The 24,027-nt window shown below is 69.3% G+C and carries 26 protein-coding genes and 1 tRNA gene; 12 read left to right on the forward strand and 15 right to left on the reverse strand.

The annotated features are described in order from the left end of the window. The 4 genes from ACE3T5_RS12495 to ACE3T5_RS12510 all read right to left on the reverse strand — a co-directional run. A partial coding sequence (locus ACE3T5_RS12495) for a type II secretion system F family protein (protein WP_374668085.1) occupies positions 1-794 on the reverse strand: 794 nt, incomplete at its 3' end. Positions 795-816: 22 nt separating this feature from the next. Then, the gene (gene pilB, locus ACE3T5_RS12500) at positions 817-2,553 is read right to left on the reverse strand and encodes a type IV-A pilus assembly ATPase PilB (RefSeq protein WP_374668087.1); all 1,737 of its coding nucleotides are present in this window, start codon (positions 2,551-2,553) and stop codon (positions 817-819) included. 200 nt (positions 2,554-2,753) lie between these two features. Beyond that, positions 2,754-2,830, reverse strand: a tRNA-Pro gene (locus ACE3T5_RS12505). Between the two features lie 43 nt (positions 2,831-2,873). After that, complete coding sequence (locus ACE3T5_RS12510) at positions 2,874-3,803, reverse strand: polyprenyl synthetase family protein (RefSeq protein ID WP_374668142.1); 930 nt, start codon at positions 3,801-3,803, stop codon at positions 2,874-2,876. A gap of 194 nt (positions 3,804-3,997) precedes the next feature. Between ACE3T5_RS12510 and rplU the strand changes: the two genes are divergently transcribed. The 4 genes from rplU (at position 3,998) to proB (ending at position 6,860) form a co-directional block, all read left to right on the forward strand. After that, on the forward strand, positions 3,998-4,309 hold the full coding sequence (gene rplU / locus ACE3T5_RS12515) for a 50S ribosomal protein L21 (RefSeq protein WP_374668090.1): 312 nt from the start codon (positions 3,998-4,000) through the stop codon (positions 4,307-4,309). Between the two features lie 12 nt (positions 4,310-4,321). Continuing rightward, on the forward strand, positions 4,322-4,585 hold the full coding sequence (gene rpmA, locus ACE3T5_RS12520; protein WP_374668092.1) for a 50S ribosomal protein L27: 264 nt from the start codon (positions 4,322-4,324) through the stop codon (positions 4,583-4,585). 65 nt (positions 4,586-4,650) lie between these two features. Then, the gene (gene cgtA / locus ACE3T5_RS12525) at positions 4,651-5,727 is read left to right on the forward strand and encodes an Obg family GTPase CgtA (protein WP_374668094.1); all 1,077 of its coding nucleotides are present in this window, start codon (positions 4,651-4,653) and stop codon (positions 5,725-5,727) included. After that, on the forward strand, positions 5,724-6,860 hold the full coding sequence (gene proB / locus ACE3T5_RS12530; protein ID WP_374668096.1) for a glutamate 5-kinase: 1,137 nt from the start codon (positions 5,724-5,726) through the stop codon (positions 6,858-6,860). Before cgtA ends, proB begins: the two co-directional genes overlap by 4 nt. Before the next feature lie 26 nt (positions 6,861-6,886). Here the strand turns inward: proB and ACE3T5_RS12535 are convergent, their stop codons facing one another. Together ACE3T5_RS12535 and ACE3T5_RS12540 are read right to left on the reverse strand one after the other, a co-directional pair. After that, positions 6,887-7,411, reverse strand: coding sequence for a CNP1-like family protein (locus ACE3T5_RS12535; RefSeq protein ID WP_374668098.1), 525 nt, complete (start codon positions 7,409-7,411; stop codon positions 6,887-6,889). 8 nt (positions 7,412-7,419) lie between these two features. Next, positions 7,420-8,067: an RNA pyrophosphohydrolase gene (locus ACE3T5_RS12540; protein ID WP_374668100.1), complete on the reverse strand. Its 648-nt coding sequence runs from the start codon at positions 8,065-8,067 to the stop codon at positions 7,420-7,422. A gap of 92 nt (positions 8,068-8,159) precedes the next feature. Between ACE3T5_RS12540 and ACE3T5_RS12545 the strand changes: the two genes are divergently transcribed. Further along, positions 8,160-9,905, forward strand: coding sequence for a proline--tRNA ligase (locus ACE3T5_RS12545; protein ID WP_374668102.1), 1,746 nt, complete (start codon positions 8,160-8,162; stop codon positions 9,903-9,905). Then, positions 9,902-10,579, forward strand: a complete 678-nt coding sequence (locus ACE3T5_RS12550) for a lytic transglycosylase domain-containing protein (RefSeq protein WP_374668104.1) — start codon at positions 9,902-9,904, stop codon at positions 10,577-10,579. The genes ACE3T5_RS12545 and ACE3T5_RS12550 overlap by 4 nt, the downstream gene beginning before the upstream one ends. Positions 10,580-10,595: 16 nt before the next feature. On the opposite strand, the gene ACE3T5_RS12555 is transcribed toward ACE3T5_RS12550, so the two are convergent. From ACE3T5_RS12555 to hemA, 5 genes are all read right to left on the reverse strand, one after another. Next, a complete protein-coding gene (locus tag ACE3T5_RS12555) occupies positions 10,596-11,591 on the reverse strand; it encodes an AAA family ATPase (RefSeq protein WP_374668106.1) in 996 nt (331 codons plus the stop codon). 119 nt (positions 11,592-11,710) lie between these two features. Beyond that, positions 11,711-12,040, reverse strand: coding sequence for a Grx4 family monothiol glutaredoxin (gene grxD / locus ACE3T5_RS12560; RefSeq protein ID WP_374668108.1), 330 nt, complete (start codon positions 12,038-12,040; stop codon positions 11,711-11,713). A gap of 46 nt (positions 12,041-12,086) precedes the next feature. Beyond that, entirely contained in the window at positions 12,087-12,914 is an 828-nt protein-coding gene (gene prmC, locus ACE3T5_RS12565) for a peptide chain release factor N(5)-glutamine methyltransferase (RefSeq protein WP_374668110.1), read from the reverse strand. After that, positions 12,911-14,011, reverse strand: a complete 1,101-nt coding sequence (gene prfA / locus ACE3T5_RS12570; protein ID WP_374668112.1) for a peptide chain release factor 1 — start codon at positions 14,009-14,011, stop codon at positions 12,911-12,913. Before prfA ends, prmC begins: the two co-directional genes overlap by 4 nt. Positions 14,012-14,109: 98 nt before the next feature. Next, positions 14,110-15,381, reverse strand: coding sequence for a glutamyl-tRNA reductase (hemA, locus tag ACE3T5_RS12575; protein ID WP_374668114.1), 1,272 nt, complete (start codon positions 15,379-15,381; stop codon positions 14,110-14,112). A gap of 77 nt (positions 15,382-15,458) precedes the next feature. On the opposite strand from hemA, the gene ACE3T5_RS12580 reads away from it, so the two are divergent. From ACE3T5_RS12580 to queF, 5 genes are read left to right on the forward strand one after another with little or no spacing between them, the layout of a single operon-like run. Further along, positions 15,459-15,734 (forward strand): hypothetical protein, encoded by a 276-nt coding sequence (locus ACE3T5_RS12580; protein WP_374668116.1) that lies wholly within the window; start codon positions 15,459-15,461, stop codon positions 15,732-15,734. Between the two features lie 10 nt (positions 15,735-15,744). Further along, positions 15,745-16,521 carry a peroxide stress protein YaaA gene (gene yaaA / locus ACE3T5_RS12585; protein ID WP_374668118.1) on the forward strand — a complete coding sequence of 259 codons (777 nt, stop codon included), beginning with the start codon at positions 15,745-15,747 and terminating at the stop codon, positions 16,519-16,521. Next, positions 16,518-17,378, forward strand: a complete 861-nt coding sequence (locus tag ACE3T5_RS12590; RefSeq protein ID WP_374668120.1) for a 2OG-Fe(II) oxygenase — start codon at positions 16,518-16,520, stop codon at positions 17,376-17,378. The genes yaaA and ACE3T5_RS12590 overlap by 4 nt, the downstream gene beginning before the upstream one ends. Before the next feature lie 25 nt (positions 17,379-17,403). Continuing rightward, a complete protein-coding gene (locus ACE3T5_RS12595; RefSeq protein WP_374668122.1) occupies positions 17,404-18,279 on the forward strand; it encodes an alpha/beta fold hydrolase in 876 nt (291 codons plus the stop codon). Positions 18,280-18,288: 9 nt separating this feature from the next. After that, positions 18,289-19,131 carry an NADPH-dependent 7-cyano-7-deazaguanine reductase QueF gene (queF, locus tag ACE3T5_RS12600; RefSeq protein WP_374668124.1) on the forward strand — a complete coding sequence of 281 codons (843 nt, stop codon included), beginning with the start codon at positions 18,289-18,291 and terminating at the stop codon, positions 19,129-19,131. Between the two features lie 20 nt (positions 19,132-19,151). Here the strand turns inward: queF and ACE3T5_RS12605 are convergent, their stop codons facing one another. From ACE3T5_RS12605 to ACE3T5_RS12615, 3 genes are all read right to left on the reverse strand, one after another. Then, positions 19,152-19,982: an enoyl-CoA hydratase-related protein gene (locus ACE3T5_RS12605; protein ID WP_374668126.1), complete on the reverse strand. Its 831-nt coding sequence runs from the start codon at positions 19,980-19,982 to the stop codon at positions 19,152-19,154. Between the two features lie 83 nt (positions 19,983-20,065). Beyond that, positions 20,066-20,326 carry a hypothetical protein gene (locus tag ACE3T5_RS12610; RefSeq protein ID WP_374668128.1) on the reverse strand — a complete coding sequence of 87 codons (261 nt, stop codon included), beginning with the start codon at positions 20,324-20,326 and terminating at the stop codon, positions 20,066-20,068. Between the two features lie 53 nt (positions 20,327-20,379). After that, on the reverse strand, positions 20,380-21,606 hold the full coding sequence (locus ACE3T5_RS12615; protein WP_374668130.1) for a DNA polymerase IV: 1,227 nt from the start codon (positions 21,604-21,606) through the stop codon (positions 20,380-20,382). A gap of 78 nt (positions 21,607-21,684) precedes the next feature. Here ACE3T5_RS12615 and ACE3T5_RS12620 point away from each other — a divergent pair, with 78 nt between their 5' ends. After that, positions 21,685-22,716 (forward strand): BLUF domain-containing protein, encoded by a 1,032-nt coding sequence (locus ACE3T5_RS12620; RefSeq protein ID WP_374668132.1) that lies wholly within the window; start codon positions 21,685-21,687, stop codon positions 22,714-22,716. A gap of 22 nt (positions 22,717-22,738) precedes the next feature. Here ACE3T5_RS12620 and ACE3T5_RS12625 read toward each other — a convergent pair whose 3' ends face one another. Continuing rightward, complete coding sequence (locus ACE3T5_RS12625) at positions 22,739-23,884, reverse strand: L-lactate dehydrogenase (protein WP_374668134.1); 1,146 nt, start codon at positions 23,882-23,884, stop codon at positions 22,739-22,741. Positions 23,885-24,027 lie beyond the last annotated feature (143 nt).

Genomic DNA, 24,027 nt, shown 5'->3' on the forward strand with positions numbered 1-24,027 from the left:
CCGAACACCGGCAGCTTGAGCATCAGCCGGTCCATGAACATCTGCACCTTCTCGCTGCGCTTCCAGGCCTGCATGAAGAAGTAGAAGCCGCCGCCCAGGCCGCCGAAGATGAGCCACCAGTACTTGACGAAGAACTCGCTCATCGCGATCACGAACAGGGTCGGCGCCGGCAGGTCGGCGCCGAAGGAGGTGAACACCTCCTTGAAGGCCGGGATCACGAAGATCATGATCACGGTCACCACGATGAAGGCCACCACGACCACGGCGATGGGGTACATCAGCGCCGCCTTGATCTTGGACTTGATCGCCTCGGTCTTCTCCATGTAGGTCGCCAGGCGGTCCAGCAGGCTTTCCAGGATACCGGCGGCCTCACCGGCCTCGACCAGGTTGCAGTACAGGCTGTCGAAGTACAGCGGGAACTTGCGGAAGGCCGCCGACAGCGACGTGCCGGTCTCGACATCGGTCCGGATGTCGTTCAGCAGCTTGGTCACGCTGGCGTTGGCGTTGCCGCGACCGACGATGTCGAAGGCCTGCAGCAGCGGCACGCCGGCCTTCATCATGGTGGCGAGCTGGCGGGTGAAGATCGCGATGTCCTTGGCCCGGATCTTCTGGCCGGAGCGCATGCGGCGCTTCTTGATCTTGGTCGGCGTGACGCCCTGGCGCCGCAAGGCCGCCATGACCTGGTTCTCGCCAGCGGCGCGAGTCTCGCCGCGCACGACCTTGCCATTGCGGTCCTTGCCCTCCCATTCCCAGACGACTTCGGTGACCTTGGCGGCTGCTGCTGCGGTTGCCATAGCGGGACTCCTCTGTGATGCGTTATTCGTTGGTGACCGCCAGCACTTCCTCGAGGGAGGTGAGGCCTTGCCGGACCTTCCAGAGGCCGGCCTCGCGCAGGCTCTTGACGCCTTCCTTGCGGGCCTGCGTGGCGATCTCCAGCGCGCTGCCGTCGGCCAGGATGATGCGCTGCATGTCCTCGCTGATCGGCATTACCTGGTAGATGCCGACCCGGCCCTTGTAGCCGTTGTTGCAGGCGCTGCAGCCCACCGGCCCGTAGGGTGTCCAGCTGCCGTCGACCTCCTCCTCCTTGAAGCCCGCGTCGAGCAGGGCCTCGTAGGGGATGTCCAGCGGCTTCTTGCAGGCGGCGCACAGCCGGCGCGCCAGCCGCTGCGCGGTGATCAGGATCACGGCCGACGCGATGTTGAAGGGCGCGATGCCCATGTTGCGCATCCGCGTGAGCGTGGCGGGCGCGTCGTTCGTGTGCAGGGTGGACAGCACCAGGTGGCCGGTCTGGGCGGCCTTGATGGCGATGTCGGCCGTTTCCAGGTCACGGATTTCGCCCACCATGATCACGTCGGGATCCTGGCGCAGAAAGGACTTGAGCGCGACCGCGAACGTCAGGCCCGCCTTGTCGTTCACGTTGACCTGGTTCACCCCGGGCAGGTTGATTTCGGCCGGGTCCTCGGCGGTGGAGATGTTCACCCCCGGCTTGTTCATCAGGTTCAGGCAGGTGTAGAGCGACACCGTCTTGCCCGAACCCGTGGGGCCGGTGACCAGGATCATGCCGTAGGGGCGGCTGATCGCGTCGAGCAGGCGCTTCTTCTCGTCGGCCTCGTAACCGAGCGCGTCGATGCCGAGCTTGGCGCTGGACGGATCCAGGATACGGATCACGATCTTCTCGCCGAACAGCGTGGGCAGGGTGCTGACGCGGAAGTCGATCACGCGGTCAGGGCCTACCTTGAGCTTCATGCGCCCGTCCTGCGGGACCCGCTTTTCGGAGATGTCCATCCGCGAGATGACCTTGATGCGGGAGGCCAGCTTGTCCTTGATGGCGACCGGCGGCGAGGCGATCTCGCGCAGCTCGCCGTCGACCCGGAAGCGGACGCGGTAGGTGTGCTCGTACGGCTCGAAGTGCAGATCGGAGGCCCGGGCACCGATGGCGTCCAGCAGCATCTTGTGCAGGAACTTGACGACCGGCGCGTCGTCGACGTCGGGCGTGCCGCCCTTGTCGTCCTCGTCGACCATGGCCTGATCCATGGTCGACTCGTCGAACTCGAAGTCATCGCCGATGATGCTGTCCATGGCCTCGGTGGCCGTGGTGGCCTGGGCCTCCACCATCTTGGTCAGCTTGTCGTACTCGGCGATCACCCAGTCCACCCCCATCTGGGTGGCGAACTTGATCTTGTCGGCGGCCTGCTGGTCGGACGGATCGGCCGTTGCGACGATCAGCCGGTTGTTGCGCTTGGACAGCACCACCACCCGGTACGCCTGGCAGATCTTGGCGTCCAGCAGGTTCTTGGGCAGGCGCTGGATGTCGATGGCGTCCAGGTCGAGCAACGGCGCGCCGAACGCCGCCGACATGGTGTGGGCAAGGTCCGACGCCGACACCGCGCCGGAGCCGGTGAGCTCGGCAATGAAGCTGTTGCGGCTGGCCTGCGCCTTGCGGAAGACGTCCTCGGCGGACTTCTGCCCCAGCTTGCCGGCGGAAATGAGCGCGCGCGCGATCCCCGGCAGGGCGACGGAAGCGGATTCAACGGCAGGATCTACAGCGGCCATGGATTGCGACCCTTCATCCGGGCAGCGTCAAGCTGGCCGGATGGGGCGGTCAGGGCCGATCATCGCCAAAAGCGTTGCCCGTGTAAACGCTCACGCCCCTTGCAGGCCGCAGACAGTTGGAACGAAGTCACGCCCGCGCGTCATCTGCGCCGCAGCCGGGACGGCTGGCGGGCGGACGTTGGACGTGAAGGCGGGAAATCTGGTCGGGGTGAGAGGATTCGAACCTCCGGCCTCTACGTCCCGAACGTAGCGCTCTACCAGGCTAAGCTACACCCCGATGCGGCCCCTGCGCCACGCGACCGGTGACCTGTTGAAGGCCCTCAGTGGCGGCGCTGAAGCAGCGAAGCCGCCAATTGTATCAAACCGCCGGCGTGGTCGTTTTCGGGCAGCGATCGCGCCGCATCGATCGCCCGCTGCGCCTCGGCCGCGGCGGCCGCATGGGCCACCTGCAGGGCGCCGGTGTCGCGCACGATGGCCACGATGGCGTCGAGCGCGTCGAGCGCGCCCGTCTCGACGGCGCCCCGGATCAGCGCGCGCTGGTCGGTGGTGCCGCGGTGCATGGCCGCGATCAGGGGCAGCGTCACCTTGCCCTCGCGCAGGTCGTCACCGAGGTTCTTGCCCATGGCCTCGACCTCGCCGTCGTAGTCGAGCACGTCGTCGATGACCTGGAAGGCGGTGCCGAGGGCCTGGCCATAGACGGCGCAGGCACGCTCCACCTCGGGGCCGGCGCCAGCCAGCACGGCGCCGAGCCGGGCGCTGGCCTCGAACAGCTTCGCGGTCTTGGAGCGGATCACCTGCAGGTAGCCGGCTTCGTCGAGATCCGGGTCGTGCATGTTCATGAGCTGCATCACCTCGCCCTCGGCGATGACGTTGGTCGCCTCGGCCAGGATCTCCATCACCCGCATGTCGTGTGCGTCCAGCATCATCTGGAAGGCGCGCGAGTAGAGGAAGTCGCCCACCAGCACGCTGGCCGGGTTGCCGAAGCGCTCGTTGGCGGTGGCGCGGCCGCGGCGCAGCGTCGACTCGTCGACCACGTCATCGTGCAGCAGGGTCGCGGTGTGGATGAACTCCACCACGGCTGCCAGGTTGAACCGCTGTTCGCCCCGGTAGCCCAGGGCGCCGCAGATGAGCAGCAGCAGCGCCGGGCGCAGGCGCTTGCCGCCGGATGCGATGATGTAGCGCGACACCTCGGCCACCAGGGGCACGCCGGAGTCGAGCCGGCGGGCGATCACGGCGTCGACGGCCTGCATGTCGTCGGCGATCAGGGCGAGCACGGGGGCGACGCTGGCGTTGGAGTCGGTCAAGAGCGGGTCCGGAGGTGTGCCGGGATTATAGGAAGCCCCTGTCCGCCAGGCGGGCGCGCCGTGTGAGTGACCGCAAACCGTGCTATATTCGCGGGCTCACCGGAAATGCGTCCGGTGGGTTTTCCATTTGTGAGGTTCACATGTACGCGGTCATAAAAACCGGTGGCAAGCAGTATCGCGTTGCCGCTGGCGACAAGATAAAAGTAGAACAGATTGCTGCGGACATCGGCCAGGAAATCACCCTTGATCAGGTTCTTGCTGTCGGCCAAGGCGGCGAACTGAAGGTCGGGGCGCCCCTGGTGGATGGTGCCAGCGTCAAGGCCACGGTCGTGGCGCAGGGCAAGCACGACAAGGTGCGCATCTTCAAGCTGCGCCGTCGCAAGCATTATCAGAAGCGTCAGGGCCATCGCCAGCTCTACACCGAGCTCCAGATCGGCGCCATCGCGGCCTAAGGAGCAGGAAACATGGCACAGAAAAAAGGCGGCGGCTCCACGCGAAACGGTCGCGATTCCCAGCCCAAGATGCTGGGCGTCAAGGCTTTCGGCGGCGAACTCATCAGCGCCGGCTCCATCATCGTGCGCCAGCGCGGCACCAAGTTCCACCCCGGTACCAACGTCGGCGTGGGCCGTGACCACACGCTGTTCGCCCTGGTGGACGGGCACGTGAAGTTCCGCGTCCAGGGCGCGCTCAACAAGCACGTGGTGAGCGTCGAGCCGGCCTCGGCTTGAGTTAATCTCCACCCGCAGGGACAAAGCCCCGCCTGGCGGGGCTTTGTTGTTTGGAAGCCAACCGAATGAAATTCGTCGACGAAGCCTTCATCGACATCGCCGCCGGCGATGGCGGCAACGGCTGCGTGTCGTTCCGGCACGAGAAGTACAAGGAGTTCGGTGGTCCGAACGGGGGCGACGGGGGGCGCGGCGGCCACGTCTGGGCCATCGCGGACCCGAGCCTCAACACCCTGGTGGACTATCGCTACTCGCGGCGCCACGAGGCCGGCCGCGGCGAGCACGGCATGGGCTCCGACATGTTCGGCGCGGCGGGGCACGACGTCACGCTCAAGATGCCGGTGGGCACGATCATCAGCGACGTCGAGACCGGCGCGGTGCTGCATGAACTGCTGCAGCCGGGCGAGCGCATCCTGATCGCCAAGGGCGGCGATGGCGGCTTCGGCAACATGCGCTTCAAGAGCTCGATCAACCGGGCGCCCCGGCAGAAGACGCCGGGCTGGCCCGGCGAGCGCAAGAGCCTCAAGCTCGAACTGAAGGTGCTGGCCGACGTCGGCCTGCTGGGCATGCCCAATGCGGGCAAGTCCACGTTGATCGCCGCGGTCTCCAATGCCCGCCCCAAGATCGCGGACTATCCCTTCACCACCCTGCACCCCAACCTGGGCGTGGTCCGCGTCGGCCCGGAGCAGAGCTTCGTCATTGCCGACGTGCCCGGGCTGATCGAGGGGGCGTCCGAGGGCGCCGGCCTCGGACACCAGTTCCTGCGCCATCTGCAGCGCACGCACCTGCTGCTGCACGTGGTGGACATCGCGCCCTTCGACGAGGGCGTCGACCCGGTCGCCCAGGCCAAGGCGATCGTCGCCGAGCTGAAGAAGTACGACCCGGCGCTGCACCAGAAGCCGCGCTGGCTGGTGCTGAACAAGCTCGACATGGTCCCGGCCGAGGAGCGCGCCGCCCGCGTGAAGGACTTTGTCCGCCGCATGCGCTTCAAGGGGCCGGTGTTCGAGATCTCGGCGCTCACCCGGGAGGGCTGTGAGTCCCTGGTGCAGGCGGTCTACCAGCACATCCGCGCCCGGCAGCTCGCCGACCAGCCGGTGACGGAGGTCGACCCCCGTTTCCCGACCGATCCCCCCGCGAACCCATGAGCGAAACCCAGTCCGCCGCCGTCCTGCGGGACGCGCGGCGCATCGTCGTCAAGGTCGGCTCCAGCCTCGTCACCAATGAAGGCCGCGGGCTCGACGAGCGCGCCATCGGCGAATGGTGCCGGCAGCTGGCCGCGCTGGCCCGCGACGGCCGCGAAGTCATCATGGTGTCCAGCGGTGCCATCGCCGAAGGCATGAAGCGCCTGGGCTGGGCCACGCGCCCGAGCGAGCTGAACGAGCTGCAGGCTGCCGCGGCCGTGGGCCAGATGGGCCTGGCGCAGATGTACGAGACCAAGCTGCGCGAGCAGGGCATGGGCTCGGCGCAGGTGCTGCTGACCCACGCCGACCTGGCCGACCGCGAGCGCTATCTCAACGCCCGCAGCACGCTGCTGACCTTGCTCGCGCTGAAGGTCGTGCCAGTCATCAACGAGAACGACACGGTTGTCAACGACGAGATCAAGTTCGGCGACAACGACACGCTCGGCGCACTGGTCGCCAACCTGGTCGAGGCCGACCTGCTGGTGATCCTCACCGACCAGAAGGGCCTGTACAGCGCCGACCCCCGCAAGGACCCCGCGGCGCGCTTCATCAGCGAGGCCCGCGCAGGCGATCCGGCGCTGGAGGCCATGGCTGGCGGTGCAGGCAGCAGCATCGGCCGTGGCGGCATGATCACCAAGGTGCTGGCCGCCCGTCGCGCGGCCGGCTCGGGCGCCTCCACCGCCATCGCCTGGGGCCGCGAGACGGATTGCCTGCTGCGCCTGGCTGCCGGCGAGATCGTGGGCACGCTGCTGGTGGCGCCGGACCAGAAGAGCCAGGCGCGCAAGCGCTGGATGGCCGACCACCTGCAGTTGCGCGGCGCGGTCTCGGTCGATGCCGGCGCGGCCGCCAAGCTTTGCGGCGAAGGCAAGAGCCTGCTGCCGATCGGCATGACGGCCGTGGAGGGCGACTTCTCGCGCGGCGACGTGATTGCCGTGCGCGATGCGAGCGGTCAGGAGATCGCCCGCGGACTGGCGAACTACGCGGCCGCCGAGGCGCGCCTGCTGTGCCGCAAGCCCTCGTCGGAGATCGAGCGCCTGCTCGGCTACATGGCCGAACCCGAGATGATCCACCGGACCAATCTCGTCCTGACGCGCTGAAGGCGCGCCGGCCCGCGCATCGCCCCCTATTGCACGAAGCGGCGGTCCGGGCCTTCCTTCAGGTTGCGCACGATGTCGGCCGCCGTGCCGGCCGCGCCGTGGCCGACGCAAGCCCCGTTGCGGGCAATCACGAGGCTGTGGCGTGAATGCGCGACCTCATGGAGCCGCTGCCACTCTGCCGCCGGTGTGGCAACCCAGCCCGCCGCGGGCGAATGCCGCGCGTAGACCTTGACCTCCGCGGTGTTGCAACGCACACCCTCGTAGATGGCATTCATCGCGCCGCCGCTGCCGATGGCCAGCACCACATAGCGCACCACGCCATCACGCCCGACCGAGACCGAGGCCGGGTCGACCCCGAAGCGCAGGCTGCTGCCCGGCATGTCGAGCGGGACCATGCGGCTGGCCACCGGGACGGGTGGCGCCGGTGCCTCCGATTCACGCCAGTCCGGATCGGTCGGGACCACCTGCGCGTGGGCCAGCGGCAGCGCAGCCAGGCACAACGCCGTGCCGAGCTTCGCCCACTGGCGTGCGATGACCGCGATTCGTGGCATTCGCCGCGTCATCCCGGGTGCTTGTCGCCCGTTGCCTCGGCCCGGGCCTGGGGATGCGGGTCGAACGTGGCGCCGGGAGGGAGCTCCAGCACGGGGGCGGGCAAGGGCATGGGTCGGCTGTCGAAGGCGTGCTCGTTCTCGCGCGGGCGCATGCCTGCGCGCAGGTAGCGGTTGCGGTGGTCATTGCGTGGCAGGTAGCGCGCCAGCTCACGCAGCGCCATCTCGTACACGCCGCGCTTGAACTCCACCACCACGTCGAGCGGGACCCAGTAGTCGTTCCAGCGCCAGGCGTCGAACTCCGGGTGGTTGGTGGCGCGCAGGTTGAGGTTCCAGTCCTGGCCGGTCAACTGGAGCAGGAACCAGATCTGCTTCTGGCCCTTGTAGTGACCCCGCGCGTCGCGCCGGATGTAGCGCTCGGGCACTTCGTAGCGCAGCCAGTCCCTGGTGCGCGCGATGATGCGCACGTGCTCCGGCATCAACCCGATTTCCTCGTGGAGTTCCCGGAACATGGCCTGCTCGGGGTTTTCGCCCCGGTCGATGCCGCCCTGCGGGAACTGCCAGCTGTGTGTCCGGATGCGCTTGCCCCAGAACACCTGATTCTTCTGGTTGAGCAGGATGATGCCGACGTTGGGCCTGAAGCCGTCCCGGTCAAGCATAATCTCACCCCAAATTCTTGAACTGAGTTCATTATGCACGGCGCACCCTCGCGCTGGAAGGGCTCAGCCACTCCGACCCGTCCCCCCGTCCCATGCGCGCCTCCCAGTTCCTCATCGCCACCCTGAAGGAAGCCCCTGCCGACGCCGAGGTTGCCAGCCACCGGCTGATGACCCGTGCCGGCATGATCAAGAAGCTCGGCGCCGGCATCTACACCTATATGCCCATGGGCCTGCGGGTCATCCGCAAGGTCGAAGCCATCGTGCGCGAGGAAATGGATCGCGCCGGGGCGGTGGAATGCACGATGCCCGTGGTGCAGCCGGCGGAGCTGTGGCAGGAAACCGGCCGCTTCCAGAAGATGGGTCCCGAGCTGCTTCGCATCCGTGACCGGCACGACCGCGACTTCGTCGTCCAGCCCACCAGCGAGGAGGTGGTGACCGACATCGCCCGCCAGGAACTGCGCAGCTACCGCCAGTTGCCGAAGAACCTGTACCAGATCCAGACCAAGTTCCGTGACGAGCGCCGTCCGCGCTTCGGGCTGATGCGCGGGCGCGAGTTCATCATGAAGGACGCGTACAGCTTCGACCGCGACCAGGCCGGTGCGAAGCGCAGCTACGAGATCATGGCCCAGGCCTACCGCCGCATCTTCGACCGCTTCGGCCTGCGCTACCGCGCCGTCGCCGCCGACAGCGGCGCCATCGGCGGGGACCTGTCGGAGGAGTTCCAGGTCATCGCCGCCACCGGCGAGGACGCCATCGTCTACTGCCCGGCCAGCGACTACGCGGCCAACATGGAGAAGGCCGAGGCCCTGGCGCCCGCGCAGCCGCGCCCCGCTGCCGCCGAGCCGATGCGCAAGGTGCCCACCCCCGGCAAGAGCACCTGCCAGGATGTCGCCACGCTGCTGGGTGTGCCGCTGATCACCACCGTGAAGTCGCTCGTGCTCGCCACCGACCAGGCAGGGCCGGACGGGCAGGTCGCGGCCACGCAGGTGTGGCTGCTGCTGGTGCGCGGCGACCACGACATGAACGAGATCAAGGTCGGCAAGGTGCCCGGCCTGGACGCGGGGTTCCGCTTCGCCACCGTGCCCGAGATCCTGGACCACTTCGGCACCCGGCCCGGTTACCTGGGCCCCATCGGCCTGCGCAAGCCGGTCAAGGTGGTGGCCGACCGCGAGGTCGCCGTCATGGCCGACTGGATCTGCGGGGCCAACGAAGAGGACTTCCACCTCACCGGCGTGAACTGGGGCCGCGACCTGCCGGAGCCCGACGTCGTGGCCGACATCCGCAACGTGCTGGAGGGCGATCCGTCGCCCGACGGCCGCGGCCCGCTTGCCATCGAGCGCGGCATCGAGGTCGGCCACGTGTTCTATCTCGGCACCAAGTACAGCCGCGCCATGAACGCCACCTTCCTCGACGAAGACGGCAAGCCCAAGCTCTTCGAGATGGGCTGCTATGGCATCGGTGTGACGCGCATCGCCGCCGCCGCCATCGAGCAGAACCACGACGAGCGCGGCATCATCTGGCCGGATGCGATCGCCCCGTTCACCGTGGTGATCTGCCCGATCGGCATGGACCGCAGCGCGGAGGTCAAGGCGGCCGCTGAACGCCTGCATGACGAACTGGCTGCGGCCGGTGTGGATGTGCTGCTCGACGACCGCGGCGAACGGCCTGGCGCCATGTTCGCCGACTGGGAGCTGATCGGCGTGCCCCATCGCGTGGTGATCTCCGACCGGGGCCTGAAGGAAGGCCAGCTCGAATACCAGCAACGTCGCGACACGACCGCCACCAAGGTGGCCGCGGCCGACATCGCCGCCTTCGTCAAGGGGCGGCTCCAGGCGTGATCCGCCGCCGCCGCTGGCTGGCCGCGGGCCTGGGGTCGCTGGGGGCGGCCGCCTGGGCGCCGGCCGCACGGGCGGGCGGCCAGATCGAGGAGCCGCTCGCCGACTCCGTGCGCACGGCGCTCACTTCGGCCATCTCCAACAGCGCCCCGCCCATCCCCGACTTCGCCGACCTCGAGGGCCGGCTGCATTACCTGCGCTGGCTGGGCGCGATGAGCGGCCGCCTGCAACGCCGCAAGCCGGCCTGGCAGGAGCGCAAGGAGTTCCTGCAGACTGTCTGGTACGAGAGTCGGCGCGCCGGCCTGGAACCGGCGCTGGTGCTGGGCCTGATCCAGGTGGAAAGCGCGTTCCGCAAGTTCGCGGTGAGCCCCGTGGGCGCACGCGGCTACATGCAGGTGATGCCGTTCTGGAGCCGGCTGATCGGCGACGGCGACGCCAGCAAGCTGTTCCACATGCAGACCAACCTGCGCTTCGGCTGCGTCATCCTGCGGCACTACCTCGATCGCGAGCGGGGTGACCTCTTCATGGCGCTCGGCCGCTACAACGGCAGCCGCGGCAAGCCGCAGTATCCGAACGCGGTGATGTCCGCCCGGCGTGGCTGGGAGTTCGAGGACAAGGCGCGGCCGGTCGCCGAGCCGCCCCGTCCGGCACCGGCGGGCAGCGGCAGCGGCTCCTGAGCCGCTGTTCGCCGGCTCACTGCACGAAGCCGATGCGCTGGCGCCCCGCTGCGGTGCGCGGCAGGTCGTCCGGCGCGAGGGCGTCCCGCTGTGCCAGGCGGGCGTTGCCGAAGGCCGTCATCAGCGCCCGGCGCATGTCCCGCGGGGCCAGCTCGGCCAGCAGGTCCAGCACGTCGTCGGCCGGTTCCTCGCTGAAGCGGCGGCCCCAGGCGTGGTCGGACCGGATCGAGTGATAGAGGTTGCGTGCAATGTGACGCGCCTGCTCCGGGCTGGGCGGCTCGATCTCGAACACGTTCATGCGGTTGAGGATCGGCTCGGGGATGCAGCGGTCGTCGTTGGCCGTCATGATCCAGATGACCTGGCTGGCATCGACCGCGATCTCGGCGAACTCATCGACGAAGGCGCCCGCCGTGTCGTGCTCCAGCAGGCCGTAAAGCGCACCCAGCGGGTCGTACTGCGCATCGCCGGCGGCCTTGTCGACCTCGTCGACCACGATCACCGGGTTGGCGTACTGGCCGTCGACCAGCGCCTCGAACACCTTGCCCGGCTTGGCGCCCTTCCACTGCGAAGACGCGCCGGAGAGCAGCCAGCCGGCGGTCATGGAGCTCATCGGCACCAGGTTCATGCCGGTGCCGAGCAGGTCCGCGAGCTGGCGCGCGAAATGGGTCTTGCCGATGCCGGGGGGGCCCAGCAGCAGCATGGGCGTGACTTCCAGGCCGTCACTGCTGTCCTGCGCCAAGGCGACGTGGCGCTTCACGTCGTCCAGCGCGTCAGTGAAGTTGGGGAGCTGGTCGTAGAGCCCCACCATGTCCGGCACGCCGCAGGGCTTGACCTGGAAGCGCTCGGGACCCCGCTCGAGCATGCGCTCATAGGTGGCGCGCAGGCCCTCATGTTCGCGCTGCGGCAGCTTGGCGAGCTTGCGTTCCACCTCGTGCGGCCGGAACACGCTGCGCACATTGGCGATGGGCAGCTTGAGGCCCGGGGCGTGCGGTACGAGACTGCGGGACTCCATCGATCACTCCTTGGACTGCGGGAATGCTGCAGAACATTGCAGCACAAGCCGTGCCAGGGATCAACCGGTGCAGCCCTGCCGGCCCGGCGGGCTGTGGACGCGGGCCTACAAGCGGCCGGTCAGGCGCGGGCCAGGCCGCCCAGCACCTGCTGCAGCTCGCCCGACTGGTACATCTCCATCATGATGTCCGAGCCGCCCACGAACTCGCCCTTCACGTAGAGCTGGGGAATGGTCGGCCAGTTGCTGTATTCCTTGATGCCCTGGCGGATCTCGTCGTCCTCGAGCACGTTGACCGTGCGCAGCTGCTTGGGATCCACCCCGCAGGCCTTGAGGATCTGCACGGCGCGACCGGAGAACCCGCATTGCGGGAAGCTGGCGCTGCCCTTCATGAACAGCAGGATGTCGCTGCCCTTGACCAGTTCATCGATGCGTTGCTGCACGTCGCTCATGTGTGGATGCTCCATGGGGCCGGATCGGGGCCCTGAATCGACGGGATTATCCCAGCCCGGGCGCCTGTGCGCCGGAACAGCGTTCGATACCCGCCAGATCGCGACGGCTGCTGGTCCGGCGCAGGCCGGCGCCATCCAGCAAGGCGCGAACGGCCGCCGCCTGGTCATGGCCGTGCTCGATGAGCAGCCAGCCGCCCGGCGCCAGATGGCCGGGCGCCTGCCGGACGATCTCGCGGATGGCGTCGAGGCCGTCGGGGCCGGCAACCAGCGCACCCTCAGGTTCGTGGCGCAAGGCGGGCAGGTGCGGGTCTCCTTCGGCGATGTAGGGGGGGTTGCTCACGATCAGGTCGTACCGGCCCGCGTCACCCCGCAGCCAGTCGCCCAGGCGGGTGCGGATCGCAAGTCCCAGTCGCGCGGCGTTGGCGGCCGCCACGGCCAGGGCGTCCGCGCTGCGATCGACGGCATCCACCTGGGCGTCGGGCCGCTGCAGCGCGATGGCGAGAGCGATCGCGCCGCTGCCCGTGCCCAGATCCACCACGCGCGGGCGCGCGCAGCCTTGCAGGACCTCCAGCGACCAGTCCACCAGCACTTCCGTGTCCGCCCGGGGGTCGAGTACGCGCGCGTCCACTTCCAGCGGCATGCCGTGGAATTCGCGCGTGCCGGTCAGGTAGGCCACGGGCTCGTCGTCCGCACGGCGGCGGCACAGCGTCTCGTAGGCCTCGACCTCGGCCGGTGAGAGGCTGTCGTTGTCATGCGCGATGAGCCACGCGCGGTCGCTGCCGGTGCGGCCGATGGCGTGCAGCAGCAGCACCTGCGCGTCGATGCGCGCCAGCCCGCGCGCCGCTGCCAGGGCCAGCGCCTCGGCGAGGGTCATGCCAGGGGGGCGGCGCCGAGGCCGATCTCCAGCTCCTCCAGCTGCTCGGCACGGCGGGCCAGCAGGAGCGCGGCCACCACCTCGTCGAGGTCGCCCTCGAGGATGGCGCCCAGCCGGTACAGCGTGAGGTTGATCCGGTGGTCGGTCATGCGACCCTGCGGGAAGTTGTAGGTGCGGATGCGGTCCGAGCGGTCGCCGCTGCCGATGAGGCCCTTGCGCGTGGCGGCCTCGCGGGCGGCGCGCTCCGAGCGCTCCTTCTCCTGGATGCGGGCGGCCAGCACCTGCAGCGCCTTGGCCTTGTTGCGATGCTGCGAGCGGTCGTCCTGGCACTCGGCCACGATGCCCGTGGGCAGGTGGGTGATGCGCACGGCCGAATCGGTCTTGTTCACGTGCTGGCCGCCCGCGCCCGACGCGCGGAAGGTGTCGATGCGCAGGTCCGCCGGGTTGATCTGCACGGCCGTCGACTCGTCGGGCTCGGGCAGCGCCGCCACGGTGCAGGCGCTGGTGTGGATGCGGCCCTGGCTCTCGGTGGCGGGCACCCGCTGCACGCGGTGGCCGCCGGATTCGAACTTGAGCTTGCCGTAGCTGCCCTCACCGATGATGCGCAGCACCACCTCCTTGTAGCCGCCGACCTCGCCCGGGCTTTCGCTGATCAGCTCGGTGCGCCAGCCCTGGCGCTCCGCGTAGCGCGTGTACATGCGCAGCAGGTCGCCGGCGAACAGTGCGGCCTCGTCGCCGCCCGTGCCCGCGCGCACTTCCAGGAAGGTGTTGCGCGTGTCGTCGGGGTCGCGCGGCAGCAGCAGGGCCTGCAACCCGGCTTCCAGGTCGGGCAGTTCCGCCTCCACGGCAGCGATCTCCTCGCCCGCCATGGCCTCGAGCTCCGGGTCGGCCAGCATGGCCCGGGCGGCCTCCAGGTCCTGCTCGCGCTGCCGGAACCGCTGGTAGAGGGCAGCCACCTCGGAGACTTCGGCGTGTTCGCGAGTCAGTTCCCGGTAACGGTCGCGGTCGGCCACCACCTCGGCCTGGGAGAGGTGGAAGTCGAGCTCCTGCAGGCGGACGGGAAAGCGCTCGAGCTGCTGGCGGAGGAAGGGCTTCAAGGGGGATCCGGTGTCGGTGGGAGGGCGTGGCGCCGGCGGCGCGTGACGCACAAGGGGTGGCCCTGCCTGGCAGGGCCGGCTCGGGCGCGAGCCCGCAGCTAACGTTCCTTGCGCAGGAAGAAGTGCTCGATGGCGGCGCTAGCGCGCTCGCGGGCCTCGGCGTCGCCAGCGTGCAGCTCCGCCATGGCGCCGTGCAGCAGCTTCTGCGTGAGTCCGCGCGAGAGCGCCTCCAGCACCGTGTCGACATCGGCGCCGCGCGCCAGCTGGCGGCGTGCCCGGGCGATCTCATGGGTGCGCCACTCGTCGGCCTGGGCCTGGAGCTGGCGGATGAGCGGCACCGCGTGCCGCTGGTCCATCCAGTGCAGGAAGCTCTGCACGCCAGCGTCGATGATGGCTTCGGCCTGGGCCACTGCGGCCTGCCGGCTGGCATGGCCCGTCTGCACCACGTGGGCCAGGTCGTCCACCGTGTAGAGGTAGACGTCTTCCAGGGCCTTGACCTCGGGCTCGATGTCGCGCGGGACGGCCAGGTCGACCATGAACATGGGCCGGTGGCGGCGCGCCTTGAGCGCCCGCTCGACGGCGCCCAGGCCGATGATCGGCAGCTGGCTCGCGGTGGAGCTGACCACGATGTCGAATTCGCCCAGGCGGCCAGGCAGGTCGGCCAGGCGCATGACCTGACCGCCGAATCGGGCCGCCAGCTTCTCGCCGCGTTCGAGCGTGCGGTTGGCCACGGCAATGGCGCGGGGGTTACGCGCCGCGAAGTGCGTGGCGGCCAGCTCGATCATCTCGCCGGCGCCGACGAACAGTACGCGCACCTGGCTCAGGTCCTCGAACAGCTGGCCCGCCAGTCGCACGGCCGCGGCCGCCATGCTGATCGAATGGGCGCCCACCTCGGTGGAGGTACGCACTTCCTTGGCGACCGCGAACGAGCGCTGGAAGAGCTGGTTGAGCGTGGTGCCCAGGGCGCCGGCCTCGTCGGCGGCGCGCACGGCGTCCTTGAGCTGGCCGAGGATCTGGGCCTCGCCGAGCACCATGGAATCCAGCCCGCTGGCGACCCTGAACGCGTGGCGAGCCGCCTGGCCATCCCGCAGCAGGTAGGCATGGTTGCGCAGCTGGGCCGGCGACACGCCACCGGACTGCGCGAGCCATTCGAGGGTGGAGTCGAGTTCCAGCTTCTGGGCCGCGCAGTAGATCTCGGTGCGGTTGCAGGTGGAGAGGATCGCGGCCTCGGGGTGGCGGCCGACGCGCGTGGCGAAGCTCTCGCGCAGCGAGTGCAACGTGGGCCCGATCTGGTCGACGGCAAACGCGAAGCGGCCGCGAAGATCGAGCGGCGCTGTCGTGTGATTGATGCCGAGGGCCCAGACTGCCATGAAGCCGAATTATAAAATCGAGGCCCCATTAAAGCATCTGGCCTGGATCAAGTGAATCCCAGGCCCGTCCTGGCCCCGTGTCCGCCTCCGACGCCATCCTCCACCTCCTGGGTTTCCTGGCGCCGATCGCCTTCGTGGCGGTGCTCACGGCCCTCGTGGCGCCCTGGCTGCTGCCCCGCGGGGCGCGGCCCGGCCGCGTGACCTGTGCGATGGTCAACCTGGCGGCCGGCCTCGCGGCGTCAGCCACGTGCCTCTGGTTCTTCGGCGTGGATGGCAAGATGGCCAGCTACGCGGCCGTGGTGCTTGCCATCGCTTCTGCGCAGTGGCTGACCGCCCGTGCGTGGCGGGGATAATCGGCGCCCCATGCTGTACGTGCTGTCGCCCGCCAAGTCACTCGACTACGAGTCACCGCTGCCGGAGGTGCCCGATACCCTGCCGGCGTTCCGGGCCGAGGCCCGTCACCTGGTCGACGTGCTGCGTGCCAGGTCCCCGCAGGAACTGGCCTCGCTGATGGGTATCAGCGACACGCTGGCGGCGCTCAATGCGGCCCGCTACCAGGCCTGGTCGACGCGCTTCACCGCCCGCAATTCGCGGCCGGCCGTGCTGGCCTTCGACGGCGATGTCTACGACGGCCTGCAGGCGCGGACCCTGTCCCCCGAGGACCTCGCATGGGCCCAGGCGCACGTGCGCATCCTCAGCGGGCTCTATGGCGTGCTGCGCCCGCTCGACCGCATGCAGCCCTATCGCCTGGAGATGGGGACGCAGCTGCCGGTGGACGACGCACCGAACCTGTACGGCTTCTGGGGTGACCGCATCGCCGAGAACCTGCGGCGGGCACTGGCTGGCGACCCGACGCCGGTGGTGGTGAACCTGGCCTCCCAGGAGTACTTTCGCTCGGTCCGCCGAGACGCGCTGCGTGCCCGGGTGATCGAGTGCGTGTTCGAGGACTGGAAAGGCGGCGGCTACAAGGTGATCAGCTTCTTCGCCAAGAAGGCGCGTGGCCTGATGGCCCGCTACGCGATCACCCGCCGCATCGACTCGCCCAACGACCTGGCCGCGTTCGATCTCGAGGGTTATCGTCACGACGCCAGGGCTTCCGGGCCTGACCGGCTCGTCTTCCGGCGCAAAATCACGCCATGAGCACCACCGAATCCCAGCAGATCACGCCTGAGCTGCGGCAATGGATCGTCGATCAGGCCCAGGCCGGCCACACGGCCGAGTCCGTGCTGAAGGCGATGATGGCCTCCGGCTGGTCCGAGGACGTCGCCGTGGAGGCGATGGAGTCCACCTTGCGCGGCCACCTGGAGACGCGTGCCGTGGCCGCGGGGCTGCCACCGGCGGTGCCGGTGCCCGATCCGCGGCTCGACGAGTCGCCGCTGTACCTGGACGGCGGGGACCGCCGCGTGCACGTGCTGCAGGCCATATTCAACCCGCGCGTGGTGGTGTTCGGCAACCTGCTCTCGGACGAGGAGTGCGAGCAGCTGATCGAGCTGGCACGGCCGCGGCTCGCCCGCTCGCTGACGGTGGCCACCAAGACCGGCGGCGAGGAGGTGAATGCCGACCGCACCAGCAACGGCATGTTCTTCCAGCGCGGCGAGAACGAGCTCGTGCAGCGCATCGAAAGGCGGCTGGCCCGTCTGGTGAACTGGCCGGAGGAGAACGGTGAAGGCCTGCAGATCCTTCAGTACGGGCCGGGCGCCGAGTACAAGCCGCACTACGACTACTTCGACCCGGCGGAGCCCGGCACGCCCACGATCCTGAGGCGGGGCGGTCAGCGCGTGGGCACGGTGGTGATGTACCTGGGCGAGCCGACCAAGGGCGGCGGGACCGTCTTCCCGGACGTGCACCTGGAGGTCGCGCCCAAGCGCGGGAATGCGGTGTTCTTCAGCTATGACCGCGCCCACCCCTCCACGCGCACGCTGCACGGCGGCGCGCCGGTGCTGGAGGGCGAGAAGTGGATCGCCACCAAGTGGCTGCGCGAGCGCCGGTTCGAGTGAACGCCCGTCCGGTGGGGAGTGCCCGATGAAGGTGCGGGCCAACGGGCTGGACATCGAGGTCGAGGACACCGGCGAGCCCGGTCGCCCGGCCGTGCTGCTCATCATGGGCCTGGGCATGCAGCTGGTGGCCTGGCCGCCACGGATGGTGGAGGCCTTGCAGGCGGCTGGCCTGCGCGTCGTCCGCTTCGACAACCGGGATGTCGGCCTCTCCACCTGGCTGGATCACCTGGGCGTGCCGAACGTGGCGGCCGCCAGCCTGCGCCATCGCCTCGGCCTGCCGGTGAACGCACCGTACACGCTGGCCGACATGGCGCTCGATGCCATCGGGGTGATGGATGCCCTGGGCCTGGCGCGAGCGCACGTGGTCGGCGCCAGCCTGGGCGGCATGGTGGCCCAGCGCGTGGCGCTGGCGGCGCCCGGCCGCGTGACCACCCTGACCAGCCTCATGAGCACCAGCGGCGCGCCGTTCCTGCCCGGCCCGCGGGCCGCGGTGCTGTCGGGCCTGCTGGCCCGACCCTCCGGCTCCGACGAGGAGGCCGTGGTGGCGCACTTCATGCGGCTGCTGCGGCTGATCGGCAGCCCCGGCTTCCCGACGCCCGAGGCCGAGGCGCGTGAACGCGTGCGGGCCATGGTGCGGCGGGCCTGGCACCCCGCGGGCACGGTCCGCCAGCTGGTGGCCGTGGGCGCGGACACGCGCCGCTACCTGGAACTCCCGCGCATCCAGGCGCCGACGCTCGTGCTGCACGGCACGCACGATCCGCTCGTGCCGTTTGCCTGTGGCCACGATACGGCGCTGCGCATTCCGGGCGCGCGGCTGGTGCCGATCAACGGCATGGGCCATGACCTGCCGCCCGGCGCGGTCGATGCCCTGCTGCCGCCCTTGCTGGCGCACCTGCGCTAGGCTCGCGGCATGCAGCCCGAACTCTCAGCCCTCGGCCAGCCAACGGCCTTTGTCGATCGCTATGACGCCAGCCTGCTGTTCCCCCTGCCGCGGGCGCCCAAGCGCGCGGAGATCGGGCTCGCGAGCGGCGTGCCGTTCCTCGGCGCGGATCTCTGGACGGCCTTCGAGCTGAGCTGGCTCAACCGCCGCGGCAAGCCGCAGGTGGCCATCGCGCACATCACCGTGCCGTGCGAGACCCCCAACCTGGTCGAGAGCAAGTCGTTCAAGCTGTACCTGGGCAGTTTCTCCAACACGGTGTTCGCCACGGCCGACGAGGTGCGCGACCGCATCCGTGCCGACATCAGCGAGGCCGCCTGGCGCGGCGCCGCGGTGTCAGGCAGCGTGGGCGTCCGGCTGGTGCTGCCGGAGGCTTTCGGGGAGGAGTCGGTGCGGGAACTGGACGGCCTGAGCCTCGACCGGCTGGACATCGAGTGCACGCGCTACACGCCCGCGCCCGATCTGCTGCGGGCGGCGCGCGACGAGCAGCCGGTGGAGGAGGTGCTGACCAGCAACCTGCTGAAGAGCAACTGCCTGGTGACCGGGCAGCCCGACTGGGGCAGCGTGCAGATCCGCTACAGCGGCCCCCAGATCGACCAGGAGGGCCTGCTGCAGTACCTGGTGAGCTTCCGCAACCACCAGGAGTTCCATGAGCAGTGCGTGGAACGGATCTACATGGACATCTGGCGCCAGTGCCGGCCGACGCGGCTGGCCGTGTTCGCGCGCTACACGCGGCGCGGCGGGCTGGACATCAACCCCTTCCGCGCCAGCCATCCGGTGGCATTGCCCTCCAACGTGCGCATGGCACGCCAGTAAGGCGTGCCGCGCGGGGCGAGCTAGAGGTCGCGGAAGGACCGCAGGGGCGCGAGATCGGGGAATCCGGGCGCACGGCGGGCCTTCATCGCCTCGATGGCCTCGCGCACGTGCGCATTGCTCCAGGCGGCGCCTTGCAGCCAGCCCATCTGGCGCAGCGAGTCTTCCACCGAGTGGTCACGGGCATAGTGCAGGGCCTGCTTGGTGCCCCAGATGGCCACCGGTGGCTTGGCGGCGATCTCGGCGGCGCACTGCAGCGCCGCCTCGACCATGGCCGCCTGGGTGTCGAACACCTCGTTGACCAGGCCCCATTCCAGCGCGCGCCGCGCGGGCAGCCGGCGGCCCGTGTACGCGAGTTCCTTCACCAGCGCCATCGGCAGCAGCTTGGGCAGGCGTTGCAGCGTACCGACGTCCGCCACCATGCCGATGTTGATCTCCTGCACGCAGAAGAACGCGTCGGCCGTCGCATAGCGCAGGCAGCAGGCCGTGACCATGTCGACGGCCCCGCCGATGCAGCCGCCCTGGATGGCGGCGATCACCGGCATGCGAAGGGTTTCCAGCCGGGTGAAGGTGGCCTGCATGTCGGTGAGCAGGTCGAAGATGGCGGTGCGCCCCTCCGCCGAGGCGTCGTCCATGGTGATGGCGCCGCCGAATGTCTCCAGGTCCATGCCGGCCGAGAAGTGCTTGCCGGTCGACGAGATGACGAGGGCGCGCGAGCGGCCCTCGCGGTGCAGCGTGTCGAGCACGCCGTCCAGTTCCCGCCAGAAGGCGGGGTTCATGGTGTTGAGCGCGTCCGGGCGGGCGAGCACGAGGTGGGCCACATGGCCCGTCTGGTCAAGCTGGAAGCAAGGCATGGGGGAACATCTCCTGTTGCGCGCACTCTAGCGCGCACGGCCGTCGCCGCAGCCACCCGCGGGACAGGCGCGGCGGGCGCGGATCAGGCAGGCAGCCAGTCGCAGCGCAGACGCTGCCGGCTGTGGGCCCTCAGGCGCCAGCCGACGTACAGCGTGGGCGCCACGGTGCCGACCAGACACAGGGGTGCGGCCCACCAGACGGCGAAAGCCAGCGTCGGCAGCCAGCCGACCCACCCCATCAGCCACAGGGTGAGCACGGCGTCCCACAGGTGGTATTCGAGTGGGCGCTCATGACGGTGGGCCACATGCCACTGCTTGATGCGCTGGAGCTGATCGAGTGTCATGCCGGACTCCACCTGAACGGGTGGATCGAATGTAAGTTACGCGTAAGGCGCCGTCAAGGCAGGGCAGACTCCTGGTCGAAGAGGTCGCCCACGATGGCGGGCTGGGGAAGGGCTGCCGCTGGCTCCGCGGCTTCTTCGCCAGGCCGCACGAGCTTGCTCACGCGCACGCCGAGCAGGCGGAGCCGGCGGTCCAGGTCCACCCGCTTCAGGCACTGGCCGGCCGCACGGCGGATCTGCCGGGCGTCCGCCGTGGGGGCCTCGAGCGTCAGATCGCGCGTGGCCGTACGGAAGTCGTCGTAGCGCAGCTTGATGCCCACCGTGCGGCCGGCGTAGCCCTTGCGCCGCAGATCCTCGGCCACACGCTCGCACAGGTCGGTGAAGATGGCGGACAGTTCGGTCCGGTCACGCCGGGGATGCAGGTCGCGCTCGAAGGTGGTCTCGCGGCTCATGGAGACAGGTTCGCTTTCGGTCACCACCGGCCTGTCATCGCGGCCCCAGGCCGCATCGTGCATCCAGTGGCCCCAGGAGCGGCCGAAGTTGTCGGCCAGCCACTCGCGGGGCTGGGCCGCGATCTCGCCGATGGTGTGCAGGTGCAGGCGTGCCAGGCGCTGCTCGGCCTTGGGCCCGATGCCGTTGATCTTGCGCGCCGGCAAGGGCCAGATGCGGGTCTGCAGATCGGCCTCGTGCAGCACGGTGATGCCGTTCGGCTTGTCGAACTCGCTGGCCATCTTGGCCAGCAGCTTGTTGGGTGCCACGCCGATGGAACAGGTGAGCGAGGTGCGCTCGAAGATGCACTTCTGGATCAGGCGCGCAAGCACGCGGCCCCCCTCGCGCTGGCCCCCAGGCACGTTGGTGAAATCGATGTACACCTCGTCGACGCCGCGGTCCTCCATGACGGGTGCGATCTCGCGGATCACCTCCTTGAAGGCGCGGGAGCAGCGGCGGACCTCCTCGAAGTCGACCGGCAGCACGATGGCCTGCGGACACAGGCGGGCCGCCTTCATCATGCCCATGGCGGAACCCACGCCGAACTGGCGCGCGGCGTAGGTGGCGGTGGTGATCACACCGCGGCCCACGTAATCCTTCAGGCGGGGAAAGTCCTCGGGCGGGATGGCGCTGAGGGGGCGGCCCGCGTGGCGCTGGTCGAGCATCTCGTCGACGCGACGACGGCCGCCACCGATGACCACCGGCAGCCCGCGCAGCTGCGGGTAACGCAGAAGTTCGACTGACGCGAAGAACGCGTCCATGTCCAGGTGGGCGATTCGGCGCAGCGCGACCATGTGCCGATTGTGCCGGCGCCACCCCTGAGTTGACGTATCGCAAACCGGTCTGCTGTCATCAACGGCATCATTGTGCCAATGGATTTAGCCCCTACGTCGCACGACACCAGCCCCGATGAAGGTGCCACGGTGGCTCGCATCATGTACGCGAGCCAGTCCACCGTGACTACTTCCGTCTACGCGGAGATGGAGAAGATCCGCGCGGCCGCCGTTCGGCACAACGAGCCCCTGGGCGTCGCGACCGCCCTGCTGTACCAGTCCGGCTGGTTCGTCCAATGGAAGGAGGGCCCGGGTTCGGCGCTGCTGCGCATCATGGATCGCGTGGCGGGCGACCCCCGCCACCATTCCGTGCGCATTGTCCACAGCAGCCGGGGCCCGCGACTGCTCTCGGGGCCCTGGTCCATGGCGATCGTGCAATGTGACGAATCGCCGGCCGACATGAGCCGCCGCGTCCTGGAGCTGCGCCGCGCCATGGATCAGGGCATGCAGTACCCGCCGCCGGCCGTCTGGCGGCGCCTCTCCACGCCCATGCGGCATCCCGGCGCGGCGCGCCAGGCCGACCCCGATGCCTTCCAGCGCGTCATGGTGTGCTCGTCGGAGGGCGTTTCGGCCTTCGAGCTGACCCAATGGCTGGCACATGCAACGGGTGAGGAGCTGGTCCACCGCCGCTTCGCGGGGGCCCAGTTCCTGGACGTGGCGTCCGACTATGTCGACGTGGAGCGGGGTGATCGCGTGCTGCGCCTGATCGCCATGGCACGCAATGGCCTGCAGTTGCCGCTGACCCGGGCTTTCCTGCCCGACTACTCGCATGTGGTGATGCTGCTGGGCACCGACGTGGAGCGCAACCTCGCGCTGATGCAGCGCGTGATCCAGGCCTGCCAGGGCCTGGTGTCACCGCCGGCGCTGCTGGGCGTGGCGCCCCGGCAGGATCTGCACGATGCGCCCTATGCGCTGGCGCGGCGATGCGGCCACATCTACCTGGCGGCCCTGGCCGACCCCGAAGATCGCGAGGCCTGCTGGGCTGCGGCGGAGCCGCTGCTGCAGAAGTGGCAGCTGGCCGCGAACAGCAGCTCCGGGCCGGTGGAGCTGCGGCGCGTGAGCGGCCGCTGATCGGCCGCCGGCGCCCATGGCCTCAGGTCGGCTGCAGGAGAATGCCGCGGTCGACCTGCCGGATGTCCGTGCGTCCGCAGAACGCCATGGTCAGGTCCAGCTCGCGGTGGATGATCTGCAGCGCCTTCTCGACGCCGGCCTCGCCCATCGCGCCCAGGCCGTACAGCATGGCCCGCCCGATGTAGGTGCCGCGGGCGCCCAGGGCGACCGCCTTCAGCACATCCTGGCCGCTGCGGATGCCGCCGTCCATGTGCACCTCGATGCGCGAACCGACCGCGTCCACGATCGCGGGCAGCGCCGATATGGAGGAAGGCGCACCGTCGAGCTGGCGACCGCCGTGGTTCGAGACGATCAGCGCGTCCGCGCCGGACTCGGCGGCCAGGCGGGCATCCTCCACGTCCTGGATGCCCTTGAGGATCAGTTTGCCGCCCCACCGGCGCTTGATCCATTCCACGTCCTGCCAGGACAGCCGCGGATCGAACTGCCGCGCCGTCCACTCCGACAGCGAACCCATGTTGTCCACGCCCTTGACGTGGCCCACGATGTTGCCGAACTGCCGGCGGCTGGTGCCCAGCATGCCGAGGCACCAGCGCGGCTTCGTCATCATGTTCAGGATGTTGGCGAGGGTGAGCTTGGGTGGCGCGGACAGGCCGTTCTTCAGGTCCTTGTGGCGCTGGCCCAGGATCTGCAGGTCCAGCGTGAGCACCAGCGCCGAGCAGTTGGCGGCCTTGGCGCGGTCGATCAGGCTCTCGATGAAGGAGCGGTCGCGCATCACGTAGAGCTGGAACCAGAACGGATGGCGGTCGGTGGCCTGGGAGACATCCTCGATCGAGCAGATGCTCATGGTCGACAGCGTGAACGGGATGCCGAAGCGGCGCGCCGCGCGCGCGGCGAGAATTTCCCCGTCGGCGTGCTGCATGCCGGTCAGCCCGGTGGGCGCGATGGCCACTGGCATGGCCACCTCCTGGCCGAGCATGGTCGTCCGGGTGCTGCGGTTGTCGATGTCCACCGCGACGCGCTGACGCAGCAGGATGCGCTGAAAGTCCGATTCGTTCGCCCGGTAGGTGCCTTCGGTCCAGGAACCGGAGTCGGCGTAGTCGTAGAACATGCGCGGAACACGACGCTGGGCGAGGCGGCGCAGGTCCTCGATGTGGGTGATGACGGTCATGGTGTCTCCTCTGGGCGGCATCCTACCGGCACGTGGCAGGCTGGTGATTGAAGTTTCTTCGTCGGGCCCGCAACTGGCTTCAAACCCCCCTTGCTGCATCCGGCGCCGGGGGGTCTGCGTAGGGCTGGGGGCGGCTGAGAAAA

Origin of the sequence: Ramlibacter sp., from assembly GCF_041916345.1 — a bacterium.
GTDB lineage: Bacteria > Pseudomonadota > Gammaproteobacteria > Burkholderiales > Burkholderiaceae_C > Ramlibacter.

Coding starts and splice junctions, on each gene's coding strand:
- pilB (WP_374668087.1), bottom strand. CDS start 2,553: ATGGCCGCTGTAGATCCTGCCGTTGAATCCGCTTCCGTCGCCCTGCCG.
- ACE3T5_RS12510 (WP_374668142.1), bottom strand. CDS start 3,803: ATGCAGGCCGTCGACGCCGTGATCGCCCGCCGGCTCGACTCCGGCGTG.
- rplU (WP_374668090.1), top strand. CDS start 3,998: ATGTACGCGGTCATAAAAACCGGTGGCAAGCAGTATCGCGTTGCCGCT.
- rpmA (WP_374668092.1), top strand. CDS start 4,322: ATGGCACAGAAAAAAGGCGGCGGCTCCACGCGAAACGGTCGCGATTCC.
- cgtA (WP_374668094.1), top strand. CDS start 4,651: ATGAAATTCGTCGACGAAGCCTTCATCGACATCGCCGCCGGCGATGGC.
- proB (WP_374668096.1), top strand. CDS start 5,724: ATGAGCGAAACCCAGTCCGCCGCCGTCCTGCGGGACGCGCGGCGCATC.
- ACE3T5_RS12535 (WP_374668098.1), bottom strand. CDS start 7,411: ATGCCACGAATCGCGGTCATCGCACGCCAGTGGGCGAAGCTCGGCACG.
- ACE3T5_RS12540 (WP_374668100.1), bottom strand. CDS start 8,067: ATGCTTGACCGGGACGGCTTCAGGCCCAACGTCGGCATCATCCTGCTC.
- ACE3T5_RS12545 (WP_374668102.1), top strand. CDS start 8,160: ATGCGCGCCTCCCAGTTCCTCATCGCCACCCTGAAGGAAGCCCCTGCC.
- ACE3T5_RS12555 (WP_374668106.1), bottom strand. CDS start 11,591: ATGGAGTCCCGCAGTCTCGTACCGCACGCCCCGGGCCTCAAGCTGCCC.
- grxD (WP_374668108.1), bottom strand. CDS start 12,040: ATGAGCGACGTGCAGCAACGCATCGATGAACTGGTCAAGGGCAGCGAC.
- prmC (WP_374668110.1), bottom strand. CDS start 12,914: ATGACCCTCGCCGAGGCGCTGGCCCTGGCAGCGGCGCGCGGGCTGGCG.
- hemA (WP_374668114.1), bottom strand. CDS start 15,381: ATGGCAGTCTGGGCCCTCGGCATCAATCACACGACAGCGCCGCTCGAT.
- yaaA (WP_374668118.1), top strand. CDS start 15,745: ATGCTGTACGTGCTGTCGCCCGCCAAGTCACTCGACTACGAGTCACCG.
- ACE3T5_RS12590 (WP_374668120.1), top strand. CDS start 16,518: ATGAGCACCACCGAATCCCAGCAGATCACGCCTGAGCTGCGGCAATGG.
- ACE3T5_RS12595 (WP_374668122.1), top strand. CDS start 17,404: ATGAAGGTGCGGGCCAACGGGCTGGACATCGAGGTCGAGGACACCGGC.
- queF (WP_374668124.1), top strand. CDS start 18,289: ATGCAGCCCGAACTCTCAGCCCTCGGCCAGCCAACGGCCTTTGTCGAT.
- ACE3T5_RS12605 (WP_374668126.1), bottom strand. CDS start 19,982: ATGCCTTGCTTCCAGCTTGACCAGACGGGCCATGTGGCCCACCTCGTG.
- ACE3T5_RS12610 (WP_374668128.1), bottom strand. CDS start 20,326: ATGACACTCGATCAGCTCCAGCGCATCAAGCAGTGGCATGTGGCCCAC.
- ACE3T5_RS12615 (WP_374668130.1), bottom strand. CDS start 21,606: ATGGTCGCGCTGCGCCGAATCGCCCACCTGGACATGGACGCGTTCTTC.
- ACE3T5_RS12620 (WP_374668132.1), top strand. CDS start 21,685: ATGGATTTAGCCCCTACGTCGCACGACACCAGCCCCGATGAAGGTGCC.
- ACE3T5_RS12625 (WP_374668134.1), bottom strand. CDS start 23,884: ATGACCGTCATCACCCACATCGAGGACCTGCGCCGCCTCGCCCAGCGT.